Origin of the sequence: Streptomyces sp. NPDC001339, from assembly GCF_042895955.1 — a bacterium.
Taxonomy (GTDB): domain Bacteria; phylum Actinomycetota; class Actinomycetes; order Streptomycetales; family Streptomycetaceae; genus Streptomyces.
This window is the reverse complement of record NZ_JBIAWT010000001.1, coordinates 619,546-641,829: the sequence shown is the minus strand read 5'-3', so window position 1 is coordinate 641,829 and position 22,284 is coordinate 619,546. Positions and strand designations below refer to the sequence as shown.

General features: G+C 72.5%; 21 protein-coding genes and 1 pseudogene. 15 read left to right on the top strand and 7 right to left on the bottom strand.

Annotated features, from left to right (window positions below; all coding sequences use genetic code 11):
• The first annotated feature begins 54 nt into the window (after positions 1–54).
• The 6 genes from ACFY12_RS02755 (at position 55) to ACFY12_RS02730 (ending at position 7,729) form a co-directional block, all read left to right on the top strand.
• Positions 55–2,436 carry a hypothetical protein gene (locus ACFY12_RS02755; RefSeq protein ID WP_390713880.1) on the top strand — a complete coding sequence of 794 codons (2,382 nt, stop codon included), beginning with the start codon at positions 55–57 and terminating at the stop codon, positions 2,434–2,436.
• A gap of 143 nt (positions 2,437–2,579) precedes the next feature.
• Positions 2,580–3,617, top strand: a complete 1,038-nt coding sequence (locus ACFY12_RS02750) for an ABC transporter ATP-binding protein (protein ID WP_390713879.1) — start codon at positions 2,580–2,582, stop codon at positions 3,615–3,617.
• Positions 3,614–4,351, top strand: a complete 738-nt coding sequence (locus tag ACFY12_RS02745; RefSeq protein ID WP_390713878.1) for an ABC transporter permease — start codon at positions 3,614–3,616, stop codon at positions 4,349–4,351. Before ACFY12_RS02750 ends, ACFY12_RS02745 begins: the two co-directional genes overlap by 4 nt.
• Positions 4,348–5,637 carry a sensor histidine kinase gene (locus tag ACFY12_RS02740; RefSeq protein WP_390713877.1) on the top strand — a complete coding sequence of 430 codons (1,290 nt, stop codon included), beginning with the start codon at positions 4,348–4,350 and terminating at the stop codon, positions 5,635–5,637. Before ACFY12_RS02745 ends, ACFY12_RS02740 begins: the two co-directional genes overlap by 4 nt.
• Positions 5,638–5,773: 136 nt before the next feature.
• The gene (locus tag ACFY12_RS02735; RefSeq protein WP_390713876.1) at positions 5,774–6,379 is read left to right on the top strand and encodes a response regulator transcription factor; all 606 of its coding nucleotides are present in this window, start codon (positions 5,774–5,776) and stop codon (positions 6,377–6,379) included.
• 186 nt (positions 6,380–6,565) lie between these two features.
• On the top strand, positions 6,566–7,729 hold the full coding sequence (locus ACFY12_RS02730) for a PP2C family protein-serine/threonine phosphatase (protein WP_390713875.1): 1,164 nt from the start codon (positions 6,566–6,568) through the stop codon (positions 7,727–7,729).
• Here the strand turns inward: ACFY12_RS02730 and ACFY12_RS02725 are convergent.
• Entirely contained in the window at positions 7,696–8,574 is an 879-nt protein-coding gene (locus tag ACFY12_RS02725; protein WP_390713874.1) for a transglutaminase-like domain-containing protein, read from the bottom strand. The two genes, ACFY12_RS02730 and ACFY12_RS02725, sit on opposite strands and share 34 nt — an antisense overlap.
• A 121-nt stretch (positions 8,575–8,695) precedes the next feature.
• The gene (locus ACFY12_RS02720; protein ID WP_390713873.1) at positions 8,696–9,874 is read right to left on the bottom strand and encodes a GNAT family N-acetyltransferase; all 1,179 of its coding nucleotides are present in this window, start codon (positions 9,872–9,874) and stop codon (positions 8,696–8,698) included.
• 140 nt (positions 9,875–10,014) lie between these two features.
• Here ACFY12_RS02720 and fdxA point away from each other — a divergent pair, with 140 nt between their 5' ends.
• On the top strand, positions 10,015–10,335 hold the full coding sequence (gene fdxA, locus ACFY12_RS02715; RefSeq protein WP_390713872.1) for a ferredoxin: 321 nt from the start codon (positions 10,015–10,017) through the stop codon (positions 10,333–10,335).
• 199 nt (positions 10,336–10,534) lie between these two features.
• The gene (dapC, locus tag ACFY12_RS02710; RefSeq protein ID WP_390713871.1) at positions 10,535–11,668 is read left to right on the top strand and encodes a succinyldiaminopimelate transaminase; all 1,134 of its coding nucleotides are present in this window, start codon (positions 10,535–10,537) and stop codon (positions 11,666–11,668) included.
• A 695-nt stretch (positions 11,669–12,363) separates the two neighbouring features.
• Here the strand turns inward: dapC and ACFY12_RS02705 are convergent.
• Together ACFY12_RS02705 and ACFY12_RS02700 are read right to left on the bottom strand one after the other, a co-directional pair.
• Positions 12,364–12,523: pseudogene (locus tag ACFY12_RS02705) on the bottom strand (ATP-binding protein); the annotation flags it as partial.
• A 331-nt stretch (positions 12,524–12,854) separates the two neighbouring features.
• On the bottom strand, positions 12,855–13,802 hold the full coding sequence (locus ACFY12_RS02700) for a heavy metal transporter (RefSeq protein WP_390713870.1): 948 nt from the start codon (positions 13,800–13,802) through the stop codon (positions 12,855–12,857).
• 40 nt (positions 13,803–13,842) lie between these two features.
• Between ACFY12_RS02700 and dapE the strand changes: the two genes are divergently transcribed.
• Positions 13,843–14,934, top strand: coding sequence for a succinyl-diaminopimelate desuccinylase (dapE, locus tag ACFY12_RS02695; RefSeq protein ID WP_390713869.1), 1,092 nt, complete (start codon positions 13,843–13,845; stop codon positions 14,932–14,934).
• A gap of 91 nt (positions 14,935–15,025) precedes the next feature.
• Complete coding sequence (locus ACFY12_RS02690; RefSeq protein WP_390713868.1) at positions 15,026–15,775, top strand: TIGR00730 family Rossman fold protein; 750 nt, start codon at positions 15,026–15,028, stop codon at positions 15,773–15,775.
• Between the two features lie 236 nt (positions 15,776–16,011).
• On the opposite strand, the gene folP is transcribed toward ACFY12_RS02690, so the two are convergent.
• The gene (gene folP, locus ACFY12_RS02685) at positions 16,012–16,872 is read right to left on the bottom strand and encodes a dihydropteroate synthase (protein WP_390713867.1); all 861 of its coding nucleotides are present in this window, start codon (positions 16,870–16,872) and stop codon (positions 16,012–16,014) included.
• 91 nt (positions 16,873–16,963) lie between these two features.
• Here folP and ACFY12_RS02680 point away from each other — a divergent pair, with 91 nt between their 5' ends.
• Together ACFY12_RS02680 and ACFY12_RS02675 are read left to right on the top strand one after the other, a co-directional pair.
• On the top strand, positions 16,964–17,428 hold the full coding sequence (locus ACFY12_RS02680) for a DivIVA domain-containing protein (RefSeq protein ID WP_390713866.1): 465 nt from the start codon (positions 16,964–16,966) through the stop codon (positions 17,426–17,428).
• A complete protein-coding gene (locus ACFY12_RS02675) occupies positions 17,425–18,039 on the top strand; it encodes a DNA-3-methyladenine glycosylase I (protein WP_390713865.1) in 615 nt (204 codons plus the stop codon). Before ACFY12_RS02680 ends, ACFY12_RS02675 begins: the two co-directional genes overlap by 4 nt.
• Positions 18,040–18,148: 109 nt before the next feature.
• On the opposite strand, the gene ACFY12_RS02670 is transcribed toward ACFY12_RS02675, so the two are convergent.
• Positions 18,149–18,949, bottom strand: coding sequence for an enoyl-CoA hydratase/isomerase family protein (locus ACFY12_RS02670; RefSeq protein ID WP_390713864.1), 801 nt, complete (start codon positions 18,947–18,949; stop codon positions 18,149–18,151).
• Between the two features lie 324 nt (positions 18,950–19,273).
• On the opposite strand from ACFY12_RS02670, the gene ACFY12_RS02665 reads away from it, so the two are divergent.
• A complete protein-coding gene (locus ACFY12_RS02665; protein WP_079123638.1) occupies positions 19,274–19,441 on the top strand; it encodes a DUF3117 domain-containing protein in 168 nt (55 codons plus the stop codon).
• Between the two features lie 196 nt (positions 19,442–19,637).
• On the opposite strand, the gene ACFY12_RS02660 is transcribed toward ACFY12_RS02665, so the two are convergent.
• Positions 19,638–20,321 carry an O-methyltransferase gene (locus ACFY12_RS02660; RefSeq protein WP_390713863.1) on the bottom strand — a complete coding sequence of 228 codons (684 nt, stop codon included), beginning with the start codon at positions 20,319–20,321 and terminating at the stop codon, positions 19,638–19,640.
• A 204-nt stretch (positions 20,322–20,525) separates the two neighbouring features.
• Here ACFY12_RS02660 and sigE point away from each other — a divergent pair, with 204 nt between their 5' ends.
• Both sigE and ACFY12_RS02650 read left to right on the top strand, forming a co-directional pair.
• A complete protein-coding gene (gene sigE / locus ACFY12_RS02655; protein WP_390713862.1) occupies positions 20,526–21,296 on the top strand; it encodes an RNA polymerase sigma factor SigE in 771 nt (256 codons plus the stop codon).
• Positions 21,293–22,228: an anti-sigma factor family protein gene (locus ACFY12_RS02650; protein ID WP_390713861.1), complete on the top strand. Its 936-nt coding sequence runs from the start codon at positions 21,293–21,295 to the stop codon at positions 22,226–22,228. The genes sigE and ACFY12_RS02650 overlap by 4 nt, the downstream gene beginning before the upstream one ends.
• Positions 22,229–22,284: the final 56 nt, after the last annotated feature.

The following is a 22,284-nucleotide window of genomic DNA, read 5'->3' as shown; positions in this document are numbered from 1 at the left end:
CTCGGGCCGGGGATCATCTCTGACGAGCGGCGGAGCCAACCGGGAGAACCTGCTTTGAGTCGTGAATCTGACAGTTCGTCCTCCGGCCTTCAGGGCCGTGGCGCAGCCGCGTACCCATCAGGAACGCCGCCGTACGGCTCGCCCAGGGGAGACGCCGGCGATGCGTCGGCGCCCGGTGCCGCGGACCGGCCGGAGGAGCCCAAGACCGAGACCACACTGACCACGCGGATCAAGATCAACATTCCGGGTTCGCGTCCCATCCCGCCGGTCGTCGTGCGCAAGCCCGTCGGCGAAGAGTCCGGTATGAACGGGTCTGCCGCATCCGGCGGTTCCACCGGTCCGGCGGGTTCCACCGGTCCCGTGGGTTCCCCCGGTTCTGCCGGTGCCCCCGGCCCCGGTCCTGCCGGTTCCCGGGGCGCGCACCGTACCGCCGCCGGCGCCGAGCGGACCGCGGAGCGCACCGGCGGCACCCCCCGGCCCCACGTCCCGGCCGACGAGGCGGCGACGAGCGGCCGGCCCGAGAAGGCCAGCGACTGGTTCGCGCCCCGCAAGGCCCAGGGCGGGCCGTCCGGTTCGACCACCGGCTCGCACGCCGCGCCGCCCGCCCCCGGCGGCGGCACCCCGCCGCACGGCACTCCCAGGCCGCGGCCCGACCTGCCGTACTTCTCCGACAGCCCGGCCTCGGCCCCCGCCCCGGCCACGCAGGGCACCCCGTCACCGTTCGACGACGGCGGCCGCCCGGCCGGTGCCTCGCCCTTCGACGGCCAGGCACAGGACGGTGGCGCACCGGACGGCGGCGTACTCGGATTCGGCGGTGCCACCCCGTCCGGTTCCACGCCGTCGGGTCCGCCCGGTTCCACGCCGCCCGGTGCGGCGTTCGGCGACGAGACGCCCTTCGACCACCTCGCGCACAGCGGAACGCCGTTCGACACGTCCAGCGGTGGCCTCCCCCGCGACCACAGTCCGTTCGACAACCCGGCCGGCGGCCCCAGCGGCCCGACGACCGGACCGGTCCGGGGCGACTCCGCGCTCAACCTCCCGCCCGGCTTCGGCGACCCGCATGCGGGCTCCGCCGGTACGCCCCGGAGCACGCCCCCGGCGCTCGACGAGACCGCCGAACTCACCCCCCAGCCGCCCGCGCCCCTCACCGGTCCCGGCAGCGGCCTCGGCTCCGGCCGTGGAATCTCCGGCGGACTCCCCGGCTCCCAGAGCGGACCGCCCGGCTCCCAGAGCGGCGTCGGACCCGGCGGCCGGCGAGGTGCGCAGAGCGACCCGGCCGGCGCCGGCCCCGGCCCCGGCCGTCGTGACCGGATCTCCGGCGACACGCTCGTCAGCGGCATCCCGGCCACCCCGGGCACCGACGGCCCGGTCCCGGCCGTGGCCCCGAAGAACGCGCCGTCGCCGTTCGCCACCTCGCCCGCCGGTACGGGCGAGAGCGCCGCCCCCAAGCCGCGTCCCAAGATCCCCGAGCCGATCAACCCGCCCAAGAAGGGCCGCAACAAGCTCGTCCTCGCCGGCGTCGCCGTCGTGGTCCTGGCCGGTGTCGCGTACGGCGCCGGACTCCTGCTGGACCACGCCGACGTACCCAACGGCACCACCGCGCTCGGCGTGGACATCGGCGGCGCCAGCAAGGAGGAAGCCGTCAAGAAGCTGGAGTCGGCGCTCAAGGACCGCCGCTCCACGCCCCTCAAGCTCACCGTCGACGGCAAGTCCGGCACCCTCGACCCCGCGAAGGCGGGCCTCGACGTCGATCTGCAGACGACGGTCCGCAACGCCTCCGGCAGGGACTACAACCCGGTCTCCGTCATCGGCTCCCTCTTCGGCGGCACGCGGACGGCCGAACCGGCGATGGTCGTCGACCACGAGAAGATCCAGGTCGCCCTGCGGAGCCTCGCGGGGGCCGCCGACGCCTCCGAGGGCGGCATCACCTTCGAGAACGGCAAGGCCGTACCGCGCTACGGCACGCCCTACAAGGCCATCGACGCCAAGGCGTCCGAGCAGAAGGTCGCCGACGCCTACCGCGACCGCGTCACGACCGGGGCCGAGACGCCCGTCGTGCTCGCCAGCAGCACCCAGCAGCCGAGGGTCGGAAAGGCCGCCGTCGACAAGGCGATGAAGCAGTACGCCGAGCCCGCGATGTCCGGCCTGGTCACAGTCCGTACGGACGCGGCGCACGCGGTCTCCTTCAGCCCCCAGAGGTCCATCCCGAAGTTCCTGTCCTTCAAGGTCGGCAGCGGCGGCGAACTGGTGCCGTTCTACGACCGGACCGCCCTCAAGGAGCTCTACGGCGACACCTTCAACGGTGTCCTGCTCACCAAGGGCGACGGCTCCAAGAAGCCGGTCACCGTCGAAGAGGTGGCCAGCGCCGTCGCCAAGGCCCTCCAGGGCACCACCCCGGCCGAACGGATCCAGGCCATCGGCGCGGACAACGCCTGACGGGGCATGAGCGAGGCCCCCAGGGGCCCTGGCTCGCACCGCGCGAGCGAGGGCCCCTGGGGGCTCACCCATGACAGATGTCATGCCGCAGTGCGTACACCTGACACTGCCACGCTTCCGGCGGATCCCGGAGGCTTGAGGGCATGACGATCACATCGACCACCACAGCCACCACCGCCCGGGAGGCGGCCCGGGCACCCGTGGTCAGCTTCCGCCAGGTCAACAAGCGCTACGGCGCGGTGCGCGCGGTCGCCGACCTGAATCTGGAGCTGCACCCGGGAGAAACCGTCGCCCTCCTCGGCCCGAACGGTGCCGGCAAGTCCTCCACCCTCGACCTGCTCCTCGGGCTGCGGGGCGCCGACTCCGGCACCGTCACCCTCTTCGGCACGACCCCGCAACGCGCCATCGAGCAGGGCAAGGTCGGTGCGATGCTGCAGAGCGGTGGCCTGATGGAGGGCGTCAAGGTCAGGGAGCTGGTCAAGCTGGCCCGCGATCTGCACCCGCGCGGCTACCCCCTCGACCAGATACTGGCCACCGCCGGCATCACCGAGATCGCCGACCGGATGGTCGACAAGCTCTCCGGCGGCCAGGAGCAGCGCGTACGGTTCGCCCTCGCCACCGCCGGTGCCAACGACCTGATCGTCCTGGACGAGCCCACCACCGGCATGGACGTCTCGTCCCGCCAGACCTTCTGGGGCACGATGCGCCGGCAGGCCGAGCAGGGCCGTACGGTTCTGTTCGCCACCCACTACCTCGAAGAGGCCGACGAGATCGCCGACCGGGTGATCGTGCTGCACCGCGGCCGGATACTGGCCGACGGCACCGCCGCCGAGATCAAGGCCAGGGCCGGCGCCCGCCGCATCGCCTTCGACCTCGATGGGCCGATCGACCACGGGGCGCTGCGCGGCCTGCCGTTCCTGACCGCGATCGAGGTGTCCGGGCGCACGGTCCGTATCCAGTCCGCCGACGCGGACGCGACGGTGCACGCGGTCTACGGTCTCGGGCTGTACCCGCGCAACCTGGAGGTCTCCGGCCTCGGCCTGGAGCAGGCGTTCATCGCCCTCACCACCGCATCCGAATCCTCCGAATCCTCCGCATCCGAATCCTCCGCCTCCGGACCGACATCCACCGCGTCCGCATTCACCACGCCCGACCACCACACCGGGGAGACCGCGCGATGACCACCCTGATCAAGCTCGAAGTCACCCGCGCGCTGCGCAACAAGAAGTTCATGTTCTTCTCGGTGATCTACCCGCCGCTCCTCTACCTGATCATCGCGGGTGGTGCGGACAACCAGCCGATCCCCGGTACGCAACTGAGCATGCCCCTCTACTTCATGGTCGCCATGGCGGCGTTCGGCGCGATCACGGCCGTACTGCTGGGCAACAGCGAGGCGATCGCCAAGGAGCGGGCCAAGGGCTGGGTGCGGCAGCTGCGCCTGACCGCGTTGCCCGGACGCGGCTATGTCGCCGCCAAGATGGCCTCCGCCGCGACGATCAGCCTGCCGTCCATCCTGCTCGTCATGATCGCCGCCGCTGCCGTCAAGGGCGTACGCCTGGAGGCATGGCAGTGGATAGCCATCCTGGCGAGCACCTGGCTCGGCAGCTTCGCCTTCGCCGCGCTCGGTGTGGCCATCGGCTATCTGGCCAGCGGCGAGGCGGTCCGGCCGATCGCGATGCTGATCTACTTCGGGCTGGCGTTCCTGGGCGGCCTGTGGCTGCCGCTGACCTTCCTGCCGCAGTGGGTGCAGAACATCGCCGAGTGGCTGCCCACCCACGCCTACACCGCGCTGGGCCAGGCCATCGAGGTCGGCAGCGCCCCGCACGTCAAGGACATCGCGCTCCTCATCGGCTACCTTCTGGTCTTCGCGGCGGCCGCCGCATGGCTGTACCGGAAGGACACACGCAAGGCATGAACGAGCCGGAGACCGAGCGGAACCCGCTGCTGATGGGCGACCGGCCCCGCACCCGCCGGCAGGCACTGGGCAAGGCGATGTGGATCGCCATCTGGTTCGTGTACCTGATCGGCCCGGTCGGGCAGTTGCTCGACGGGGAGATGTCCATGGCACACGAGGTGCTGGGATGGTCCGGCCTCATCGCCTTCGTCGGCGGTTACTTCGCTCTGCTCTTCCGGCAGATGCTCCACCTCCCGCAGGGCAGGACGGCGGTGCGCTCGGCAGTCGCCGTCCTGGGGGTGCTGGCCGCCTCGCTGGCCTTGACGATCGGTCCCAACTGGCTGGTCCTGTTCACGTTCGTGAGCGTCGCGACGGCGGGGGTGCTGCCCGCCGCCCAGGCGCGGTGGGCGATCCCGGCGCTGACCGCAGTGGTCGTCGCCATCGGGCTGCGCTCCCCGAACGTCGGGGTCTACCTGTTCGCGTACGCCATGCCCTGCCTGGGCTCCGGCTTCACGATGGTCGGGATGCAGCATCTGATCCGTACGACCAACCAACTGCGCGAAGCGAGGGAGGAGGTCGCCCGCCTCGCTGCCAACGAGGAGCGCCTGCGCCTCGCCCGTGACCTCCACGACCTCCTCGGCCACTCCCTCTCCCTGATCACACTCAAGAGCGAGCTGGCCGGGCGGATGCTCCCCGACCGGCCGGAGGACGCCGCCCGGCAGGTGGCGGACATCGAGCAGGTCAGCAGACAGGCGCTGGTCGACGTCCGGGAGGCGGTCACCGGCTACCGCCGCCCACAGCTCGCCGTCGAGCTGGCCGGGGCGCGCGCCGCGCTCCGCACCGCCGGGGTCGCCCTCACCGTCGACCCGGCGCTGGAGCGCGAGCACCGGGGCCTGGCGGCCGACGAGGAAGGCGCCCTCGCCTGGGCACTCCGTGAGGCCGTCACCAATGTCGTACGGCACAGCGGGGCCCGCCGCTGCGAACTCCTCCTCTCCGAGGAGTGGGAGGCCGACGAGCGCCACTACCTCCGCCTCTCGGTCCTCGACGACGGATCCGGTCCGCCCCGTGCCCAGCACGACGGCAACGGCCTCAGCGGCCTGCGCGAACGCCTCGCCCTGGCCGACGGCCGCCTGGAAACCGGCTCCGCCCCACGCACCCAGGGCTTCGCCCTGCACGCCTACGTCCCCCTGCTCACACCGACCTCAACCGCGCCCTCCACCACCACATCCACCCCATCCGCCACATCCACCCCACCCCCACCAGAATCACAGAACGTAGCGATAGCAGGAACAAATAACTCTCCGTAATCGTTGCCGTAAATAAGGAACGCGGCCCCAAGGCACATCAGGCCCTGCCCCCCCGGCCCAAGCTTGTGGCCCCACCAAGCAAGCCAAGCCTGCGGCCCCACCAAGCCGACCGGCCGAGCTGGCTAAGCTGGCCCGCATGATCAGACTGCTGCTGGCCGAGGACCAGTCGATGGTTCGGGAGGCGCTGGCCGCGCTGCTGTCGTTGGAAGGGGACCTCGAGGTCGTCGCGCAGGTGGCGCGCGGGGACGAGGTTCTGCCGGCGGCGCGGGCGCAGGAAGTCGACGTCGCGCTGCTGGACATCGAGATGCCGGGCATCAGCGGACTGGACGCGGCGGCCGCACTCCGCGACGAGCTGCCCGGGGTCAAGGTCGTCATCCTCACCACCTTCGGCCGTCCCGGCTATCTGCGCCGCGCCATGGAGTCCGGTGCGCAGGCCTTCCTGGTCAAGGACGCCCCGGCGGCCCGCCTCGCGGATGCGGTGCGGCAGGTGCTGCGCGGGGAGCGGGTCATCGACCCGGTGCTGGCGGCGGCCGCGCTCGCCGATGGCGCCAGCCCCCTCACGGACCGCGAACGGGAGGTCCTGCTGACCGCGGCGGACGGCGCCACCAATGCGGAGATCGCCGCCGCCCTGCATCTGTCCCACGGCACGGTGCGCAACTACCTCTCGACCGCCATCCAGAAGACCGGTGCCAAGAACCGCGCCGAGGCGGTCAGCACGGCCCGCGACAAGGGTTGGCTCTAGGAACCCGATAAGAGGCAGGGGCCGGCTCTCGGAACCGAGGGGGTTGGCTGAGGCTGTGGCCGTGGGCTCCGTGAGGTCTGTGAGGTCTGTGACCCTTGTGGTCCTTGTGGGTGTCCTTGGGCGTGCTCGGGGCGGGTCCTTTGCCCCTGTGCGGTGTGGGGTGGTGTCGAGCAGGCTTGAAGTGTGATGCGAGCTCATCGCGCTCAGCGCGCCCATGGTGTTCCTCGCGCCCGCTCGTCGGAGAGCGGTCGTCGGGCCGCTGTGCTGCTGAGCCTCGCGATCGTCGTGGTCGCCACGGTGGACGCGGCGACGGGGCCGGAGCTGCATATCTCGGCGTTCTTGGGGCTGGCGCCGCTGTATGCCGCGCTGCGCTGTACGTTTCCGCAGACGCGGCTGGTGGCGGCGGTCTTCGTGGCGTCGCTGACGTACGTCGATCTCTTCGCGGTGCCGGACTGGGCTCCGGCGAGCCGGGCGGTGGGGATATTCGGCGAGTACCTGGTGGCGGTGTTCGCACTGGTGCTGTGCCGCACCCGATTGCAGCGTGAGGCACTGCACGAACGCACGAGTCTGGTGGCCGACACCGTGCAGCGGGCGATGCTGCGTGAGCTGCCGCTCGTCGCCGGGCCGGCCGAGGCGTACGGCTTCTACGTGTCCGCCCAGGAGGGCGCCCGGGTCGGGGGCGACATCTACGAGGCCATCGAGACCCCGCACGGACTGCGGCTGATGATCGGCGATGTGCAGGGCAAGGGAATGCCGGCGATCGGCGCGGGCCTGGAGGTGCTGGCGTCCTTCCGGGAGGCCGCGCAGCACCAGGAATCCCTGGAGTCGGTGGCCGAGCGCATGGAGCAGGCGCTGACCCGCTACAACGCCCGCTCCGTCGAGCAGGGCACCGACGAGCGGTTCGTCACGGCGCTGCTGATGGAGGTACGCGGCCCGGGCGGCCTGGCGCGGGGCCGGGTGCTGTCCTGCGGCCACATCCCGTACTACCTGGTGCGCGGGGGCCAGGTCTGCGAGCGCCGGGACGGTGAGGGCGGGCTCCCGCTCGGCCTGGGCGCGCTCACCGGCGAGCCGCGCCACAGCGTCCGGATCCGTCCGGAACCGGGGGACTGGGTGGTGCTGTGCACGGACGGGGTGACCGAGGCGCGCGGCAAGGACGGCGAGTTCTATCCCCTGGCCGCGCGGCTGGCCGGCTGGACGGATCTGGAGCCGCCCGAGCTGGCCCGTACGCTCCGCGCCGATCTGGAGCGCTTCACCGGTGGTGAGCTGCTGGACGACGCGACCGTACTGGTGGTCCGGCGGCGCCCGCCCGCCACGGATCAGTTGAGCATGGCGCGGGCCGCGGCGGCCTGACGCCGGACGGCCTTCGCACCGGCCGGCTCGACGGCCTCCACCACCTGGGCGTACTCCTCCAGCTCGGCCGCCCCGGCGAGGAACTCGCCACGCTGGACGAGCAGTTGGGCATGCTCGTGGCGCAGCCGGGCCGGATGGCTGGGCAGGAGGAGGGACAGCTCCAGTGCCCACAGCTGTACGGCGCTGTGCTCGGGGCGGGCCTGTGCCCAGGCCCGGATGTTGTTGAGCACCCGCAGCGCGATGTCCAGCGGATCGGCGGGTTCCGTCACCGCCGCGGTCAGCCGCCCGCCGGTCGCCCCCGCGACCAGCAGCTCCGCGTCGTCATCGGTGAGCAGCCGCCCGCCGGCGAACGGATCGGCCAGGACGTGGGCCCCGTACGGGTCGCCGAAGCCGACGACGAAGTGCCCGGGCAGGGCCACCCCGTAGACGGGGGCGCCGGCTCGCCGCGCGACCTCCATCCACACCACCGACAGCAGGATCGGCAGGCCCCGGCGCCGCCGCAGCACCTTGTGCAGCAGGGAGGAGTCCAGCCACCGGTAGTCGCCGGGCGAGCCGGCGAAGCCGCTGCGGGTGCCGAGCAGTTCGGCGAGGTTACGGGCCCAGGCGCCGGGGCCGCCGGCCGGGTGATAGGGCAGGAGCCCGGCCAGGCGGTCCAGTTCGATCTGGGCCTCGTCCATGCCCGTCTGGTCCAGTGCGGGATCGGCCTCGGCGCCGATCAGCAGGCACAGCAGCGCCAGGTCGGGCCGCTCGGCGCGGGCGGTGTCGGCGAACAGCCGCCGCCGCGCGGCGCGGGCGTCCTGCTCCGGCTCGGAGGGGTCCTGGGCCATGTCGGGTTCGTGGGCCATGTCGCCGTCCGTTGTCGTGGATCAGTTCTTCTGGGTCGTAGTGGATCGGTTCTTCTGGGTCGTATCAGTCGCCCTGGATCAATTGTGCTGGGTCGTATCGGAGGGATACCCGGTGGGCGCCTCAGAGGGATACCCGGTCGGCGCCCGCGTGCGGCAGGCCCGCGCGCGGCAGGGGGCGGCGGTAGTGGTAGCTGTGGTGGTCGGTGAAGCCGAGCCGGTCGTAGAGCTCGAGGGCGGCCGTGTTGTCCGCCTCGACCTGGAGGTACGCGGCCGAGGCACCCTCGTCCAGGGCGCGCTCGGCGAGCGCCGCCGTCACCAGGGTGGCCAGGCCCTGCCGCCGCTCGGCCGGGGCCACCTCCAAGGCGGCGAAGCCGGCCCAGCGGCCGTCGACGACCAGCCGGCCGATCGCCGCCGTCCTGCCGTCGGCGCCGCGTACCGTCGCGAACCACACCGAGGGCCCGCCGGTCAGGACCTTCAGTGCGTCCGTGTCCGTGTCCGTGTCCGCGTCTGTGTCTGTGTCTGTGTCCGTGCACGTGCCTGCGTCGGTGCCGGTCCGGTTGTAGAGGGCGAGCCACTCCGGCCCCGGCTCCCGGGTCAGGGTGACGCGGGCGCGGGCATCTCCGATGGGGCTGTCCCCGATGGGGGCGTCCCCGATGGGGGCACCCCCGATGGGGGCGTCCCCGGCGGGGGCGGGGGAAGCATCGGCCGCGGTGTCGGCGAGCGGCGCCAGCGCGGAGATCCGGACCCGGGTGTGTCCCTCGGCGGCCCAGCCGCGACGGTCCAGTTCGGCGGCGAGCGCCTCGTCGCTCTCCGTCCGCCCGGTGGCGACCGCGATCACCGGCGGCAGCCCGCGCACGCCGTACCACCGGCCGATGTGCTCCAGCGCCGCGTCCAGGGGGAGGCCGGGGTCGCCGAGCGGCAGGACGGAGTTGGCCCGCCGGGTGAATCCGCCGGAGGCCCGTAGCGTCCACTCCCCGAGACGTTCTGTCTCTACGGCGGGCCAGCCGCGGGCCGCGACCTCCTGGAGCTCACGGGCAGTAGTGGCGGGGGTCCTCCTCCGTGGTGGACGGGCGGGAACGACCTTGGCCGCCACCAGGGACGACTCCTCGACGCGTACGCACTCGCCGGTGCGGCGTGTGATGCTCAGCACACTCTCGTCCCATGATGTGAGAACGCCGACCACGTCCGTGAACGCGGGTTCCCCCTCCCCGGCCCCGGTGCGGCGCCGGATGGATACCCTTTTGCCCACGTCAGCACGGGTGATGCGGACCTCCGCGCGACCGCCGGCCAGGAATTCCATCGCTCAAACCGCCCCTCTTGTTCGTCTCGCGCCCGGGAACGGAGATACTAGGTGGCGGGCATCGACGACGCCGCGCTCCCGCGCGCCCCGTGGCGGTACCGCCGATTGGTCCGCCGGCCCTACCGAGGAGGAACGACAGCGTGACCTACGTCATCGCGCAGCCTTGTGTCGACGTCAAGGACAAGGCGTGCATCGAGGAGTGCCCGGTCGACTGCATCTACGAGGGCAAGCGGTCCTTGTACATCCACCCGGACGAATGCGTCGACTGCGGAGCCTGCGAGCCGGTCTGCCCGGTCGAGGCGATCTTCTACGAGGACGACACTCCGGATGAGTGGAAGGACTACTACAAGGCGAACGTCGAGTTCTTCGACGAGCTCGGTTCGCCCGGTGGCGCCAGCAAGCTCGGGCTGATCGAGCGCGACCACCCCTTCATCGCAGAGCTGCCGCCGCAGAACCAGTAACGGCCCGGGCCGGAGAGGGAGCCGCCCGCTCCCTCCGGCCTCCGGCGCCGCCAGCGGTCGCACGGCGCCGCCCGGGTCCCGTACGGCGAGTACGCCGTGCAGAAACCGACACCGCCCGGTCCCGTACGGCCCAGCCGTACGGGACCGCGGGCTTTTCGCGTCGGCACCCGGTACCACAGAGCAGGAGAAAGAGAGCACCGTGGGCGCAGCCTCCACTCCCCAGCCCGTATCCCCCCGCGGGTCGCTTCGCGACCGGCTCCCCGTCTTCCCGTGGGACCGGCTGGAGCCGTACAAGACCACCGCTGCCGCGCACCCCGACGGCATCGTCGACCTGTCCGTCGGTACGCCCGTCGACCCGGTGCCCGAGGTGGTCCAGCGGGCACTGACCGCGGCGGCCGACAGCCCCGGCTACCCGACGGTGTGGGGGACGGCCGCGCTGCGCGACGCGCTCACCGGCTGGGCCGCCGGCCGCCTCGGCGCCCAGGGCCTGGAGCACGTCAACGTCCTGCCGGTCGTCGGCTCCAAGGAGCTGGTGGCCTGGCTGCCGACCCAGCTGGGCCTGGGCCCGGGGGACCGGGTCGGCTACCCGCGCCTGGCCTACCCGACGTACGAGGTGGGCGCCCGGCTGGCCGGCGCCGAGCCGGTCGTCTACGACGATCCGTGCGAGCTGGACCCCGAGGGCCTGAAGCTGCTGTGGCTGAACTCGCCGTCCAACCCCACCGGCCGGGTGCTCGGCGCCGACGAGCTGCGCCGTACCGTCGCCTGGGCGCGCGAGCACGGCGTGCTGCTCTTCAGCGACGAGTGCTACCTGGAACTGGGCTGGGACGCGGACCCGGTCTCGGTGCTCCACCCGGACGTGTGCGGCGGCTCGGTGGACGGCCTCGTCGCCGTTCATTCGCTCTCCAAGCGTTCCAACCTCGCGGGCTACCGTTCCGCCTTCCTCGTCGGTGACGCGGCGGTCCTCGACGACCTGCTGCAGATCCGTAAGCACGGCGGCATGATGATCCCGGCCCCGGTGCAGGCCGCCACGGTGGCGGCGCTGGGCGACAGCGCCCATGTGGCCGAGCAGCGGGCGCGCTATGCCCGTCGCCGGGCCGCGTTGCGCGGCGCCTTCGAGGCGGCGGGCTTCCGCATCGAGCACAGCGAGGCGTCGCTCTACCTGTGGGCGACGCGTGACGAGCCCTGCTGGGACACGGTCGGCGAGCTCGCCGAGCGCGGCATCCTCGTCGCCCCGGGTGAGTTCTACGGGCCCGCCGGGGAGCGGTTCGTACGGATCGCCTTCACCGCCACCGACGAGCGGGTGGACGCGGCGGTGCGCCGCCTGGCGCAGTAGGCCGGATACGGCTGCGGGGTACGGCTTCGGCGCGGCCGCGGGGTACGACGCCGGAACGTGAAGGGCCCGGGGAGAGGTAGCTCCCCGGGCCCTTGTGTGTCCTACAGGTGGAACGGCGGGTCACTTGCCACCGAAGGAGCCGCCACCGAACGAGCCACCACCGAAGGAGCCGCCGAACGGGCCGCTCGGCATCCCCATCGGCGCGGGGCTGACCGGCATGCCTACGGGGAGGCCGACCGGCAGGCCGCCGACCATGGCGGCGGGGACTGCCGCGTTCTTCGCCTTCTTGCCCTGAGCCGGGGCGTTCTGCACCTTCGCGCTGTGGATCGGGGCGTGCTGCGTGGTGGCCGTCCGGACCGGCGCGTGCTGCGTCTTGGCCGGACGGACCGGGGCGCTCTTCACCTGGCCGCTGCGGGCCGGTGCGCTGTGCGGGTGCTCGAGCGCGGTACGGGCCTGCCGCTGGAGGACCTTGACCAGGGACTTCGGCAGGCTGTCGGTCGAGACGCCGTCCTTGAGGAGCGGCCGGGCCGTCCCCTCCACCTTGCCGACGACCCCGTGGGTGAGCGGCATGGTCTTCTTCACGGCCGGGCGCGCGGTATCGGCGGTCGCCGGAGCGAGCTTCTGCGTCGCCGCCTTGCTGGTGGCGTTCACCACGTCGACGCCGTCGCGCGTGCCGCGGTCGAGGGACTTGCTGGTGTTCTGGGAGTCCAGGGGCGCGGTCAGTCCGCCCAGGCCGGGCGCCTTGGCGGGCAGTTCCGCGGCGCTCGCGGAGCCGGCCGCAGCGACCACGGGAGCGGCGCCTGCTGCGACGAGCAGGGCGGCTCGGGCGATCCGACGCGTAACGGGGAGGGACATGGTGCTCCTTTTACGGAGAAGGACTCGTACTTCTGACAGATGTGCCATGTCCGCCTGGCGGACGCATTGACTACCGCGTCAGACCCCCGAAGGTTGCGGTGAATTAAGGTAAAGAGTTGGTAACGCGTTGCATTATCGGCCGTGCGAAAGAAGGGCAATATGCGTGCCGCTCGCGAGGGCCGGGAAGCGTCATGTCCCCACGCGCGCAAGGGAATTGGCGGGGCGGTGCGGACCGGGTTTCGGTAACTTCCGCTTTTCTGCCGGGAATTGCTCTCTCTTGCATTCCCTCGCCCCCGCCCGCGTACCGGCGGAATATTCCGGGGTGATGGAATTACTTCGCGGTGATGATACGAACGCCCCGCTCGGCCGACGCGGAACCGGATTCCGGACCGGATTCCGGCCGGCGCTGCCAGCCCTTCCCCGCGTCGTCCGCCGACCACATCCGGCCGGCGTACGAGATCTGTTCGATGCGCAGCTCGGCGGCGTGCGCCATCGCCCACGTCGCCAGCTCCCAGCCGCGCCGCGTGGTGTCGCCGTCGGACCCCGCCCCCGACCGCTGCACCGGCACGGTGAGGGTCTGCCCCCCGCCGCCGGCGCCGCGCCCGCCGGCGCCGTCCGTCCGCGGCAGCACCGCGGGGCCGAACTCCCGCACCAGCTTCGTCCGCACCGCCGCCGCGCCACCCGGCTCGCTGTCCACCGGGCGGCTCTCGGTGCAGGTCATCGCGCCCGGGTCGCGGCCGGTGAGCGCTCCGGTGAGCCGCGCGGCGTTCGCCTCGTGCTTGGCGTACGCCTGCGGATAGCCACTGCGCTGCACCTTCTGCGCGGCGACGGTCAGCGGCAGCCGGGAGTAGCCGGGCACCTTCGCCAGATGCTGGTAGAACTCACCGGCGGAGTAGACCGGGTCCATGATCTGCCGCACGGTGCCCCAGTCCTGGGACGGCCGCTGCTGGAAGAGGCCGACGGAGTCCCGGTCGCCGTAATCGATGTTGCGCAGCCCGGACTCCTGCATGGCGGTCGCCAGCGCAATGGTCACCGCCCGCTCCGGCAGCCCGCGGGCGGACGCCACCGCCGAGATCGTCGCGGCGTTCGCGGCCTGCTCCGGGGAGAGCTCGTACTCCTCCTCGTCCCCCTCGGCGCGCACCGTACAGACCGGCGCCCCCGGCCCGCCGGTGATGTACTGCACCAGCAGGTAGCCGGCCAGCCCGAGCAGTACGGCGAGGGCCGCGGCGGTACGCCAGAGACGTGAGCGACGGGCGGGGAGAACGGGCTTGGCTGACACGCGCCCACCGTACTGGAGTGCTGCCGATAGGGTCGGATCCATGGAGCGCTCCACACACCCCACCGCCCTCGACCTGTCGCTCGACGCCGCCGCGCTCACCGCGCAGCTGGTCGACTTCCCCTCGGAGAGCGGCCAGGAGAAGGACCTCGCCGACGCCGTCGAGCAGGCGTTGCGCGCCCTGCCCCATCTCACCGTCGACCGGTACGGAAACAACGTCGTGGCCCGTACGCGGCTGGGCCGTGCCGAGCGGGTGGTGCTCGCCGGGCACCTCGACACCGTCCCGATCGCGGACAACGTGCCGTCCCGGCTCGACGAGGACGGTGTCCTGTGGGGCTGCGGGACCTGTGACATGAAGTCCGGGGTCGCCGTCCAGCTGCGGATGGCGGCCACGGTCCCGGCGCCCAACCGCGACCTCACCTTCGTCTTCTACGACCAGGAGGAGGTCGCCGCGCACCTCAACGGCCTCGGCCGGGTCGCCGAAGCCCACCCGGACTGGCTCGCCGGAGACTTCGCCGTCCTCCTGGAGCCCTCCGACGGCCAGGTGGAGGGCGGCTGCCAGGGCACCCTGCGGGTCCTGCTGCGCACCACCGGGGAGCGCGCGCACTCCGCCCGCGGCTGGATGGGCGCCAACGCGGTCCACGCCGCCGCCCCGATCCTGGCGAAGCTCGCCGCGTACCAGCCGCGCCGCCCGGTGATCGACGGACTCGAATACCGTGAGGGCCTCAACGCCGTCGGTATCGCGGGCGGGGTCGCCGGCAACGTGATCCCCGACGCCTGCACGGTCACCGTCAACTTCCGCTACGCGCCCGACCGCACCCCGGACGAGGCCGTCGCCCATGTACGCGAGGTCTTCGCGGACTGCCCCGTGGACGAGTTCGTCATCGACGACCACTCCCCGGGTGCGCTGCCCGGACTGTCGCACCCGGCGGCCAAGGCCTTCCTGGAGGCCGTCGGCGGCCGGGCGATGCCCAAGTTCGGCTGGACCGACGTCTCCCGCTTCAGCGCCCTGGGCGTGCCGGCCGTCAACTACGGCCCCGGGGACCCGCTGCTGGCGCACAAGAGGGACGAACGGGTCGAGACCGACCGCATCCTGCACTGCGAGGAGCGGCTGCGGGCCTGGCTGACGGCCTGACGCCGGACGTTCACCCGGACGTTCACATCGGGTGATCTCCGATGGATCTACGCTGAAACGGCAAACGATCTGTCTGCGGAGGGAGCACGTCATGGCCAGTCCCCAGGGAGCACCGGTCCCCGAGGAGCAGCGGCTGGGTCCCGTACTGCGCCGCCACGACCAGGTGCAGGCCGGGACCACGGACCAGCGGCTGCTGGACTCCGTGGGTCCCTCCGAGTGGGTGCACACCGACCCCTGGCGCGTGATGCGCATCCAGTCGGAGTTCGTCGAGGGCTTCGGCGCGCTCGCCGAGCTGGGCCCGGCCGTCAGCGTCTTCGGTTCGGCCCGTACGCCGCGCGACTCCAAGGAGTACGACGCCGGCGTACGGATCGGGCGGGCCCTGGTGGACGCCGGGTTCGCGGTGATCACCGGGGGCGGCCCGGGGGCGATGGAGGCGGCCAACAAGGGCGCCAAGGAGGCGGGCGGCGTCTCCGTGGGCCTGGGCATCGAGCTGCCCTTCGAGCAGGGCATGAACGACTATGTGAACCTCGGCGTGGACTTCCGGTACTTCTTCGTGCGGAAGACCTGCTTCGTGAAGTACGCCCGCGGGTTCGTGGTGCTCCCCGGCGGACTGGGCACCCTCGACGAGCTCTTCGAGGCGCTCACCCTCGTCCAGACCCGCAAGGTCACCCGCTTCCCGATCGTGCTGTTCGGCACGGCCTACTGGAGCGGGCTGGTCGACTGGCTGCGCGACACCCTGATCGCCGAGGGCAAGGCGTCGATGCACGACCTGGAGCTCTTCCGCCTCAGCGACGACGTGGACGAGGCGGTCACGCTGCTGACGAAGGAGGTCGGGCTCTAGGGGGCCGGGTCCCTTGTCCGGACCCCTTGTCCGGACCCCTTGTCCGGTCGTCCGGGGCCCTTAGGGGGCGGTCGAACAGATCCCCTAAGGGTCGCGAGCGCCCCCTGTGGGGCCACAACGGGGCGGGGGCCGGCGGTATTCCCGCGGCGCGGGACAGCCGGCGAGCGGGCTCAGGGGGCGGAGACCGGGGAGGGAGGGGCCCGGGGGCGATCAGGGGGAGGGGCCCCGGGGGGCGATCAGGCCAGGCCGCGGCGGGCGACTGCCGGGGGGCGGTGGCCGGCGATGGCGGCGACCATGTCCAGTACCTGGCGGGTTTCGGCGACTTCGTGGACGCGGTAGACCTGGGCGCCCAGCCAGGCCGAGACGGCGGTGGTGGCCAGGGTGCCCAGGACGCGCTCCTTGACCGGGCGGTCGAGCGTCTCCCCGACGAAGTCCTTGTTGGACAGGGAGACCAGCACCGGCCAGCCGGTGTCCGTCATCTCGCCCAGCCGGCGGGTGGCCTCCAGGCTGTGCCGGGTGTTCTTGCCGAAGTCGTGCCCCGGATCGATGAGGATCGCGTCGCGCCGCACGCCCAACTCCACGGCCCGCTCGGCCAGTCCGAGCGTCACCCGCAGGATGTCGGCCATCACGTCGTCGTACGTCACCCGGTGCGGCCGGGTGCGCGGCTCGGCGCCGCCCGCGTGGGTGCACACCAGCCCGGCGCCGTAGCGCGCCGCGACCTCCGCGAGCCGCGGATCGACGCCGCCCCAGGCGTCGTTGAGCAGATCCGCGCCGGCCTCGCAGACCGCCTCGCCGACCTCGTGCCGCCAGGTGTCGACGCTGATCACCACGTCGGGGAAGCGCTTGCGCACCTCGGCGACGAACCCGACGGTACGGCGGGCCTCCTCCTCGGCGCTCACCTCCTCGCCGGGGCCGGCCTTGACGCCGCCGATGTCGATGATCGCGGCGCCGTCGGCCACCGCCTGCTCCACGCGGGCGAGCGCGGGCTCGTCGTGGAACGTGGCGCCCTGGTCGTAGAACGAGTCCGGGGTCCTGTTGACGATGGCCATGATCACCGGCTCCTGCGCCCCGAACTCGCGATTTCCCAGCCGCAGCATTCCCTGACTCCCTCTCCGTGGTCCGGTGCGACCCTAACTGTCACACCCGCATGGCACGATCGGTGCAGACACTGAGTCCGGGGAGTTGGTCGTGTTCTGGTTCTTGCTGATCGCGATGGTCGTGGTGGTGGCCGCGGTCACGCTCGTGGTCGTCGGCGGTGACGGCGGTGGGCTGCGGGACGCCGAGCCGGACCGGCTGTACGACCCGCTGCCCGGTGACCGCCCGCTGGCCCGCGCCGATGTGGAGGCCGTCCGGCTGCCGGTGACGGTCCGTGGCTACCGGATGGACGACGTGGACGACGTCCTGGACCGCCTGGGCGCCGAGCTCGCCGAGCGGGACGCCCGGATCGCCGAGCTGGAGGCGGCGCTGGCCGGCGCCCATGCCGCGGCGATGGGCGGCCCCGGGCTGACAGCGAGCGGTCCGCGGCCGACGGTGAGTGGTCCGGGGCCGACGGGGAGTGGTCCGGGAGGGGACGCGCCCGCCGGGGGAGGGGGTCCGCAGACGGGCGGAGCCCCCGAATCCCCGCGTCGGCCGGAAGACGAGGGGCGGTCATGACGGGTGTGACGGGTGTGGTGACGGCGCCGGACGGTGTTCCGCGCTGTCCGTGGGGCTTGGAGTCGGAGCGGATGGCCGACTACCGCGCGTACCACGACACCGAGTGGGGCCTGCCGGTGCACGGCGACGACGCGCTCTTCGAGCGGATGAGCCTGGAGGCGTTCCAGTCCGGGCTCTCCTGGATCACGATCCTGCGCCGCCGGCCCGGCTTCCGCGCCGCGTTCGCCGGCTTCCGGATCGCGACGGTGGCGCGGTTCACGGACGCGGACGCCGAGCGGCTGCTCGGCGACCCCGGCATCATCCGCAACCGCGCCAAGATCGCCGCGACGATCGGCAACGCCCGGGCCGCCGCCGCACTGTCCCCCGGCGAACTCGACGAGCTGATCTGGTCCTACGCCCCGGACCGCGCCGGCCGCCCGGCGCCGCGCACCGTCGCCGAGGTGCAGGCCGTGACCCCGGAGTCCACAGCGCTCGCCAAGGAGCTCAAGAAGCGTGGCTTCCGCTTCGTCGGCCCGACCACGGCGTACGCGATGATGCAGGCGTGCGGTCTGGTCAACGACCATCTGGCGGACTGCCATGTGCGGTCGGCGGTGGAGGCGGCCGCCGGCTGAGCTCCGACCGGGCTCCAGCCGAATTCCGGCTGAGTCCCGGTTGAGTTCTGGCTGAGCTCCGACTGAGTTCCGACTGAGTTCCGGCTGAGTTCCGCTGAGCCGCGCCCGGTCAGCGGCCCAGGAAGACCGGCTTCTCTTTCTTCACGAACGCGTCGACCGCGATCCGGTGGTCCTCCGACGCCCCCGCCCGCACCTGCAGCTCGTCCTCCTTGCCCAGCGTCTCGGCAAGCGAGTGGCCGGCGCCGTAGGCCAGCGATTCCTTGATCGCGGCATAGGCGGCGGTCGGGCCCTGGGCCAGCCGCCGGGCGACCGCCGCCGCCTCCTCCGCCAGCGCATCGGCCGGTACGACCTTGTTGGCGATGCCCAGCTCGTACGCCTCCTGGGCGCTGACGCTGCGTGGGAAGAGCAGCAGATCGGCGGCCCGGCCGTGCCCGATCAGCCGGGGCAGCGTCCAGGACACCCCGGAGTCCGCGGTCAGCGCGACACCCGCGAAGGAGGTGTTGAAGGACGCCGAGTCGGCGACGACGCGGTAGTCGGCGGCCAGGGCGAAGCCCGCCCCGGCGCCCGCGGCGACCCCGTTGACGCCCGCGACCACCGGCTTGGGCATCTCGGTCAGCGCCGTCACGATGGGGTTGTAGTGCTCACGCACGGTGCTCATGGTGGTACCGGAGCCGGTCGCGCGGTCCTCCTCCAGCAAGCCGATGTGCTCCTTGAGGTCCTGCCCGACGCAGAAGGCGCGCCCGGTGGCGGTCAGCAGCACGGCGCGGACGGCAGGGTCGGCCGCGGCCTCCCGCAGGGTGTCCCGCAGCTGCACCTTGGCCTCGATGTTCAGCGCGTTCATCGCGTCGGGGCGGTTGAGCGTGACCGTCGCGAGTCCGTCGGTCACGTCGTAGAGCACGGTGTCGGCCATGGTCGGTAGTCCCCTCCGTCGCGGCTCGGACCGCCCGGCAGCGGCGGTCCGAGGTCAGGATGCCGGAGATCGCCGGCCGAGCGCATGTGACGTACGTCAAAGAAAGCGGCCGCGTCGGAGGCCGGGGGAGGGAGGAGTATCGCAGCCCGCTCCCCGAATTGGGTGGGTTTGGGGCAGCGCGTTGCCGAAGGGATGCTCCCCGATGTTGGTCATCGGGTCGTTCGATGCGGGATAATGGCCTGGAAGCAATGTGTTCGATGCCGGTGACACGTGCCTATTCGGGCCGTCGGCTGAGATGAGCTGGTTTCAGGAAGGGGAACGAGCATGGCGGCCATGAAGCCGCGGACGGGCGACGGCCCGCTCGAGGTGACCAAGGAGGGGCGGGGCATCGTCATGCGCGTTCCGCTCGAAGGCGGCGGACGGCTCGTCGTCGAGCTGACCCCGGACGAGGCCAAGGCCCTGGGTGAGGCCCTGGAGAAGGTCGCCGTCTGAGGACGGTGACACCGGTGGATTCCCGGGGCTGACCGCCCCGGCAGCCCCCAGCCGTACCACCCGGCCCCGGCAGGCGGCGCGCAGCAGATGCGTGCCGCCTGCCGGGGCCGTTCCCTTTGCCGGACGCGGCAGGCCTTTCCCCGGGAGGACGGCTATGGACCCTGCCGGCGGCGCGGGTCAGCGCCCGCGGCGCAGGTCAGCCGCGCTTGGCCGCGCAGAGCAGACCGTCGCCGACCGGCAGCAGGGACGGCACCAGCGCCGTGCTCTCCCGTACGGCCCGCAGCAGCTCGCGCAGCCGCAGCACCTCGGTCGGCTGCATCGCCGAGTCGACCGTACGGCCGTCGGCGAAGACGCCTTCGAAGCAGATCAGGCCGCCGGGGCGCAGCAGACGCAACGATTCAGCGAGGTACTCCAGGTACTCCATCAGGTCGCCGTCGCAGAACACCAGGTCGTACCCGCCGTCCGCGAGCCGCGGCAGGACGTCCAGGGCGCGGCCGGGGATGAAGCGGGCGCGGTTGCCGGCGAAGCCGGCCTCACGGAACGCCTGCTTGGCGCAGGCCTGCCGCTCGGGTTCGCAGTCCACGGTGGTCAGCACCCCGTCGGGCCGCATGCCGTCCAGGAGGTAGATGCCCGACACGCCCGTGCCGGTGCCGATCTCGGCGACCGCCTTGGCGTCGGCGGTGGCGGCGAGCAGGCGCAGGGCCGTGCCGGTACCGGCCGTCACGGTGCGGATACCGGCTTCCCGTGCGCGGTCGCGGGACCAGCGCAGGGCGGCCTCGGCGGTTCCGTCGAGTGTCCCGGCGCCGTACGCCTCGGCGAATGCCAAGCTCGTCTGCCGGTTGCCGGTAATGGCCCTCTCCTGTCCCCGTAGTTGACGCATCCGTGACTGTATCCGCTGCGTGCGGGAACCCGCAGATGGGACCGGGCGTTAAAGGAGGAGCAGGGGAAAGACGGGGGGATGGCAGTGGTGAACACGGTGCGAGACGGGACTCGCGGCCAGAATCAGGACCACACACGGGACAGCCGGAGGCAGGTCCAAATGCAGGTCAAATCTGCTTATCCGGAGCTAACGGGCGAGGCGGATATGGTAGGGGCTCTACTGGACACCACCAGAGCCACCAGGGGAGGTGCGGCTGCGGCGGGTGACCGAGGAGTGCTGAGGCGCTTGAGAAGGTCGTTCTCCGAGCCGAAATCCGTGACCAACACCGCTGACCGTTTCCGCACCGCACCATCCGCACGCACCGCGACCTTCGCCGCAGACGCGGATGCGCAGGCGTGGACTCCGCCCACCTGGGAGGAGATCGTCAGCACCCACAGTGCACGGGTCTACCGCCTCGCCTACCGCCTCACCGGCAATCAGCACGACGCCGAGGACCTCACCCAGGAGGTGTTCGTCCGCGTCTTCCGCTCGCTGTCGACGTACACCCCCGGCACCTTCGAGGGCTGGCTGCACCGCATCACGACGAACCTCTTCCTCGACATGGTCCGCCGCCGGCAGCGCATCCGCTTCGACGCGCTCGGTGACGACGCCGCCGAGAAGCTCCCCAGCCGTGAGCCCGCGCCGCAGCAGCAGTTCGACGACACCCACTTCGACGCCGATGTCCAGCAGGCGCTGGACACCCTCGCGCCCGAGTTCCGCGCCGCGGTCGTCCTGTGTGACATCGAGGGCCTGTCGTACGAGGAGATCGCCGCGACGCTCGGCGTCAAGCTGGGCACGGTCCGCAGCCGGATCCACCGCGGCCGCTCCCATCTGCGCAAGGCGCTCAAGCACCGCGCCCCGGCGACCCGCGCCGAGGAGACCCGGGAGCGGCGGCAGCTGGCCGTGGTGCCCACCGGGGAGGTGGGAATCGCGTGAGCCTCAGTGGCGGTCCGTCCCCCGCCGAGCAGCATCTCGGCGACCGCCTCGCGGCCCTGGTCGATGGCGAGTTGGGGCATGACGCGCGCGAGCGGGTGCTCGCGCATCTCGCGACGTGCGGGAAGTGCAAGGCAGAGGCCGACGCCCAGCGCCGGCTGAAGAGCGTGTTCGCCGAGGCGCCGCTCCCGGGCCCCTCCGCGGGGCTGCTGGCGCGCCTGCAGCAGCTGCCCGGCGGCGACTCCGGCGGTCCCGGCAGCCGGCTCGGTGCCGGCGGTTTCGGGAATGCCGAGTACGACCGCGGAGGCGCGTTCGGGTACGTCCCCTCCGACAGCCACTCCCGCCGTGCGCTGGCCGCCGTTCCCGCGCAGGGCCGTCCGCGCGGTTTCCGCGGCCCGGACGCCGAACGGCCGGTCCAGCGGCGCCGGTTCGCGTTCGCGGCGGCCGGCGCGGTCTCGCTCGCGGCCTTCGCGCTCGGCGGCGCCCTGCCGCTGGAAGCGGCCGTCGAACCGGGCGGCGGACGGGGCGAGGGCGGCGGTACGGCCGTCACCCCGCTCGGCGTCAGCCCCGCGGCCGACGGGGGATCGCTGCCCGGTAGCTCGGAGTTCCTCCGGACCGGCACCTCCCGGGAGTGGACGTGGCCGACGTCCGGCGGCCCCACCCCGGTGCCGGCACCCAGCGCCATGGCCCTGTACGGTCCCGGCACCGCGCCCGCGCCCTCCGCGTCGGCGGTGGCGCGGCCGGCCGGCCACTTCGGCCCGCTGTCGCCCCTGATAGCCGCGACCCGTCCGGTCCCGGCGTACCACCCCGCGCCGCCCGTCGCCGCGACCGACAGGGCTCCGGTACCCCGGAATCCGTCCTCGCCGCTGGAGCCCGGGCGGCCGCTGCTCGGCTCCGCGGCCGCGGCCCACGGCCCCGCCGCCGCTCAGCGCTGACCGGCCCCTGCGCGGCCCCGCGCGGAACTGATTGAATCGCCTGGGGCGGCGCACCC

What these genes read in the sequence shown, in the direction of transcription:
- ACFY12_RS02730 (WP_390713875.1), top strand. Translation starts at nt 6,566, where the DNA reads ATGCGAGCTCATCGCGCTCAGCGCGCCCATGGTGTTCCTCGCGCCCGC.
- dapE (WP_390713869.1), top strand. Translation starts at nt 13,843, where the DNA reads ATGGAGCGCTCCACACACCCCACCGCCCTCGACCTGTCGCTCGACGCC.
- ACFY12_RS02750 (WP_390713879.1), top strand. Translation starts at nt 2,580, where the DNA reads ATGACGATCACATCGACCACCACAGCCACCACCGCCCGGGAGGCGGCC.
- ACFY12_RS02720 (WP_390713873.1), bottom strand. Translation starts at nt 9,874, where the DNA reads ATGGAATTCCTGGCCGGCGGTCGCGCGGAGGTCCGCATCACCCGTGCT.
- ACFY12_RS02690 (WP_390713868.1), top strand. Translation starts at nt 15,026, where the DNA reads ATGGCCAGTCCCCAGGGAGCACCGGTCCCCGAGGAGCAGCGGCTGGGT.
- sigE (WP_390713862.1), top strand. Translation starts at nt 20,526, where the DNA reads ATGGTAGGGGCTCTACTGGACACCACCAGAGCCACCAGGGGAGGTGCG.
- ACFY12_RS02665 (WP_079123638.1), top strand. Translation starts at nt 19,274, where the DNA reads ATGGCGGCCATGAAGCCGCGGACGGGCGACGGCCCGCTCGAGGTGACC.
- ACFY12_RS02670 (WP_390713864.1), bottom strand. Translation starts at nt 18,949, where the DNA reads ATGGCCGACACCGTGCTCTACGACGTGACCGACGGACTCGCGACGGTC.
- ACFY12_RS02735 (WP_390713876.1), top strand. Translation starts at nt 5,774, where the DNA reads ATGATCAGACTGCTGCTGGCCGAGGACCAGTCGATGGTTCGGGAGGCG.
- ACFY12_RS02725 (WP_390713874.1), bottom strand. Translation starts at nt 8,574, where the DNA reads ATGGCCCACGAACCCGACATGGCCCAGGACCCCTCCGAGCCGGAGCAG.
- ACFY12_RS02675 (WP_390713865.1), top strand. Translation starts at nt 17,425, where the DNA reads ATGACGGGTGTGACGGGTGTGGTGACGGCGCCGGACGGTGTTCCGCGC.
- ACFY12_RS02740 (WP_390713877.1), top strand. Translation starts at nt 4,348, where the DNA reads ATGAACGAGCCGGAGACCGAGCGGAACCCGCTGCTGATGGGCGACCGG.
- folP (WP_390713867.1), bottom strand. Translation starts at nt 16,872, where the DNA reads ATGCTGCGGCTGGGAAATCGCGAGTTCGGGGCGCAGGAGCCGGTGATC.
- ACFY12_RS02660 (WP_390713863.1), bottom strand. Translation starts at nt 20,321, where the DNA reads ATGCGTCAACTACGGGGACAGGAGAGGGCCATTACCGGCAACCGGCAG.
- ACFY12_RS02745 (WP_390713878.1), top strand. Translation starts at nt 3,614, where the DNA reads ATGACCACCCTGATCAAGCTCGAAGTCACCCGCGCGCTGCGCAACAAG.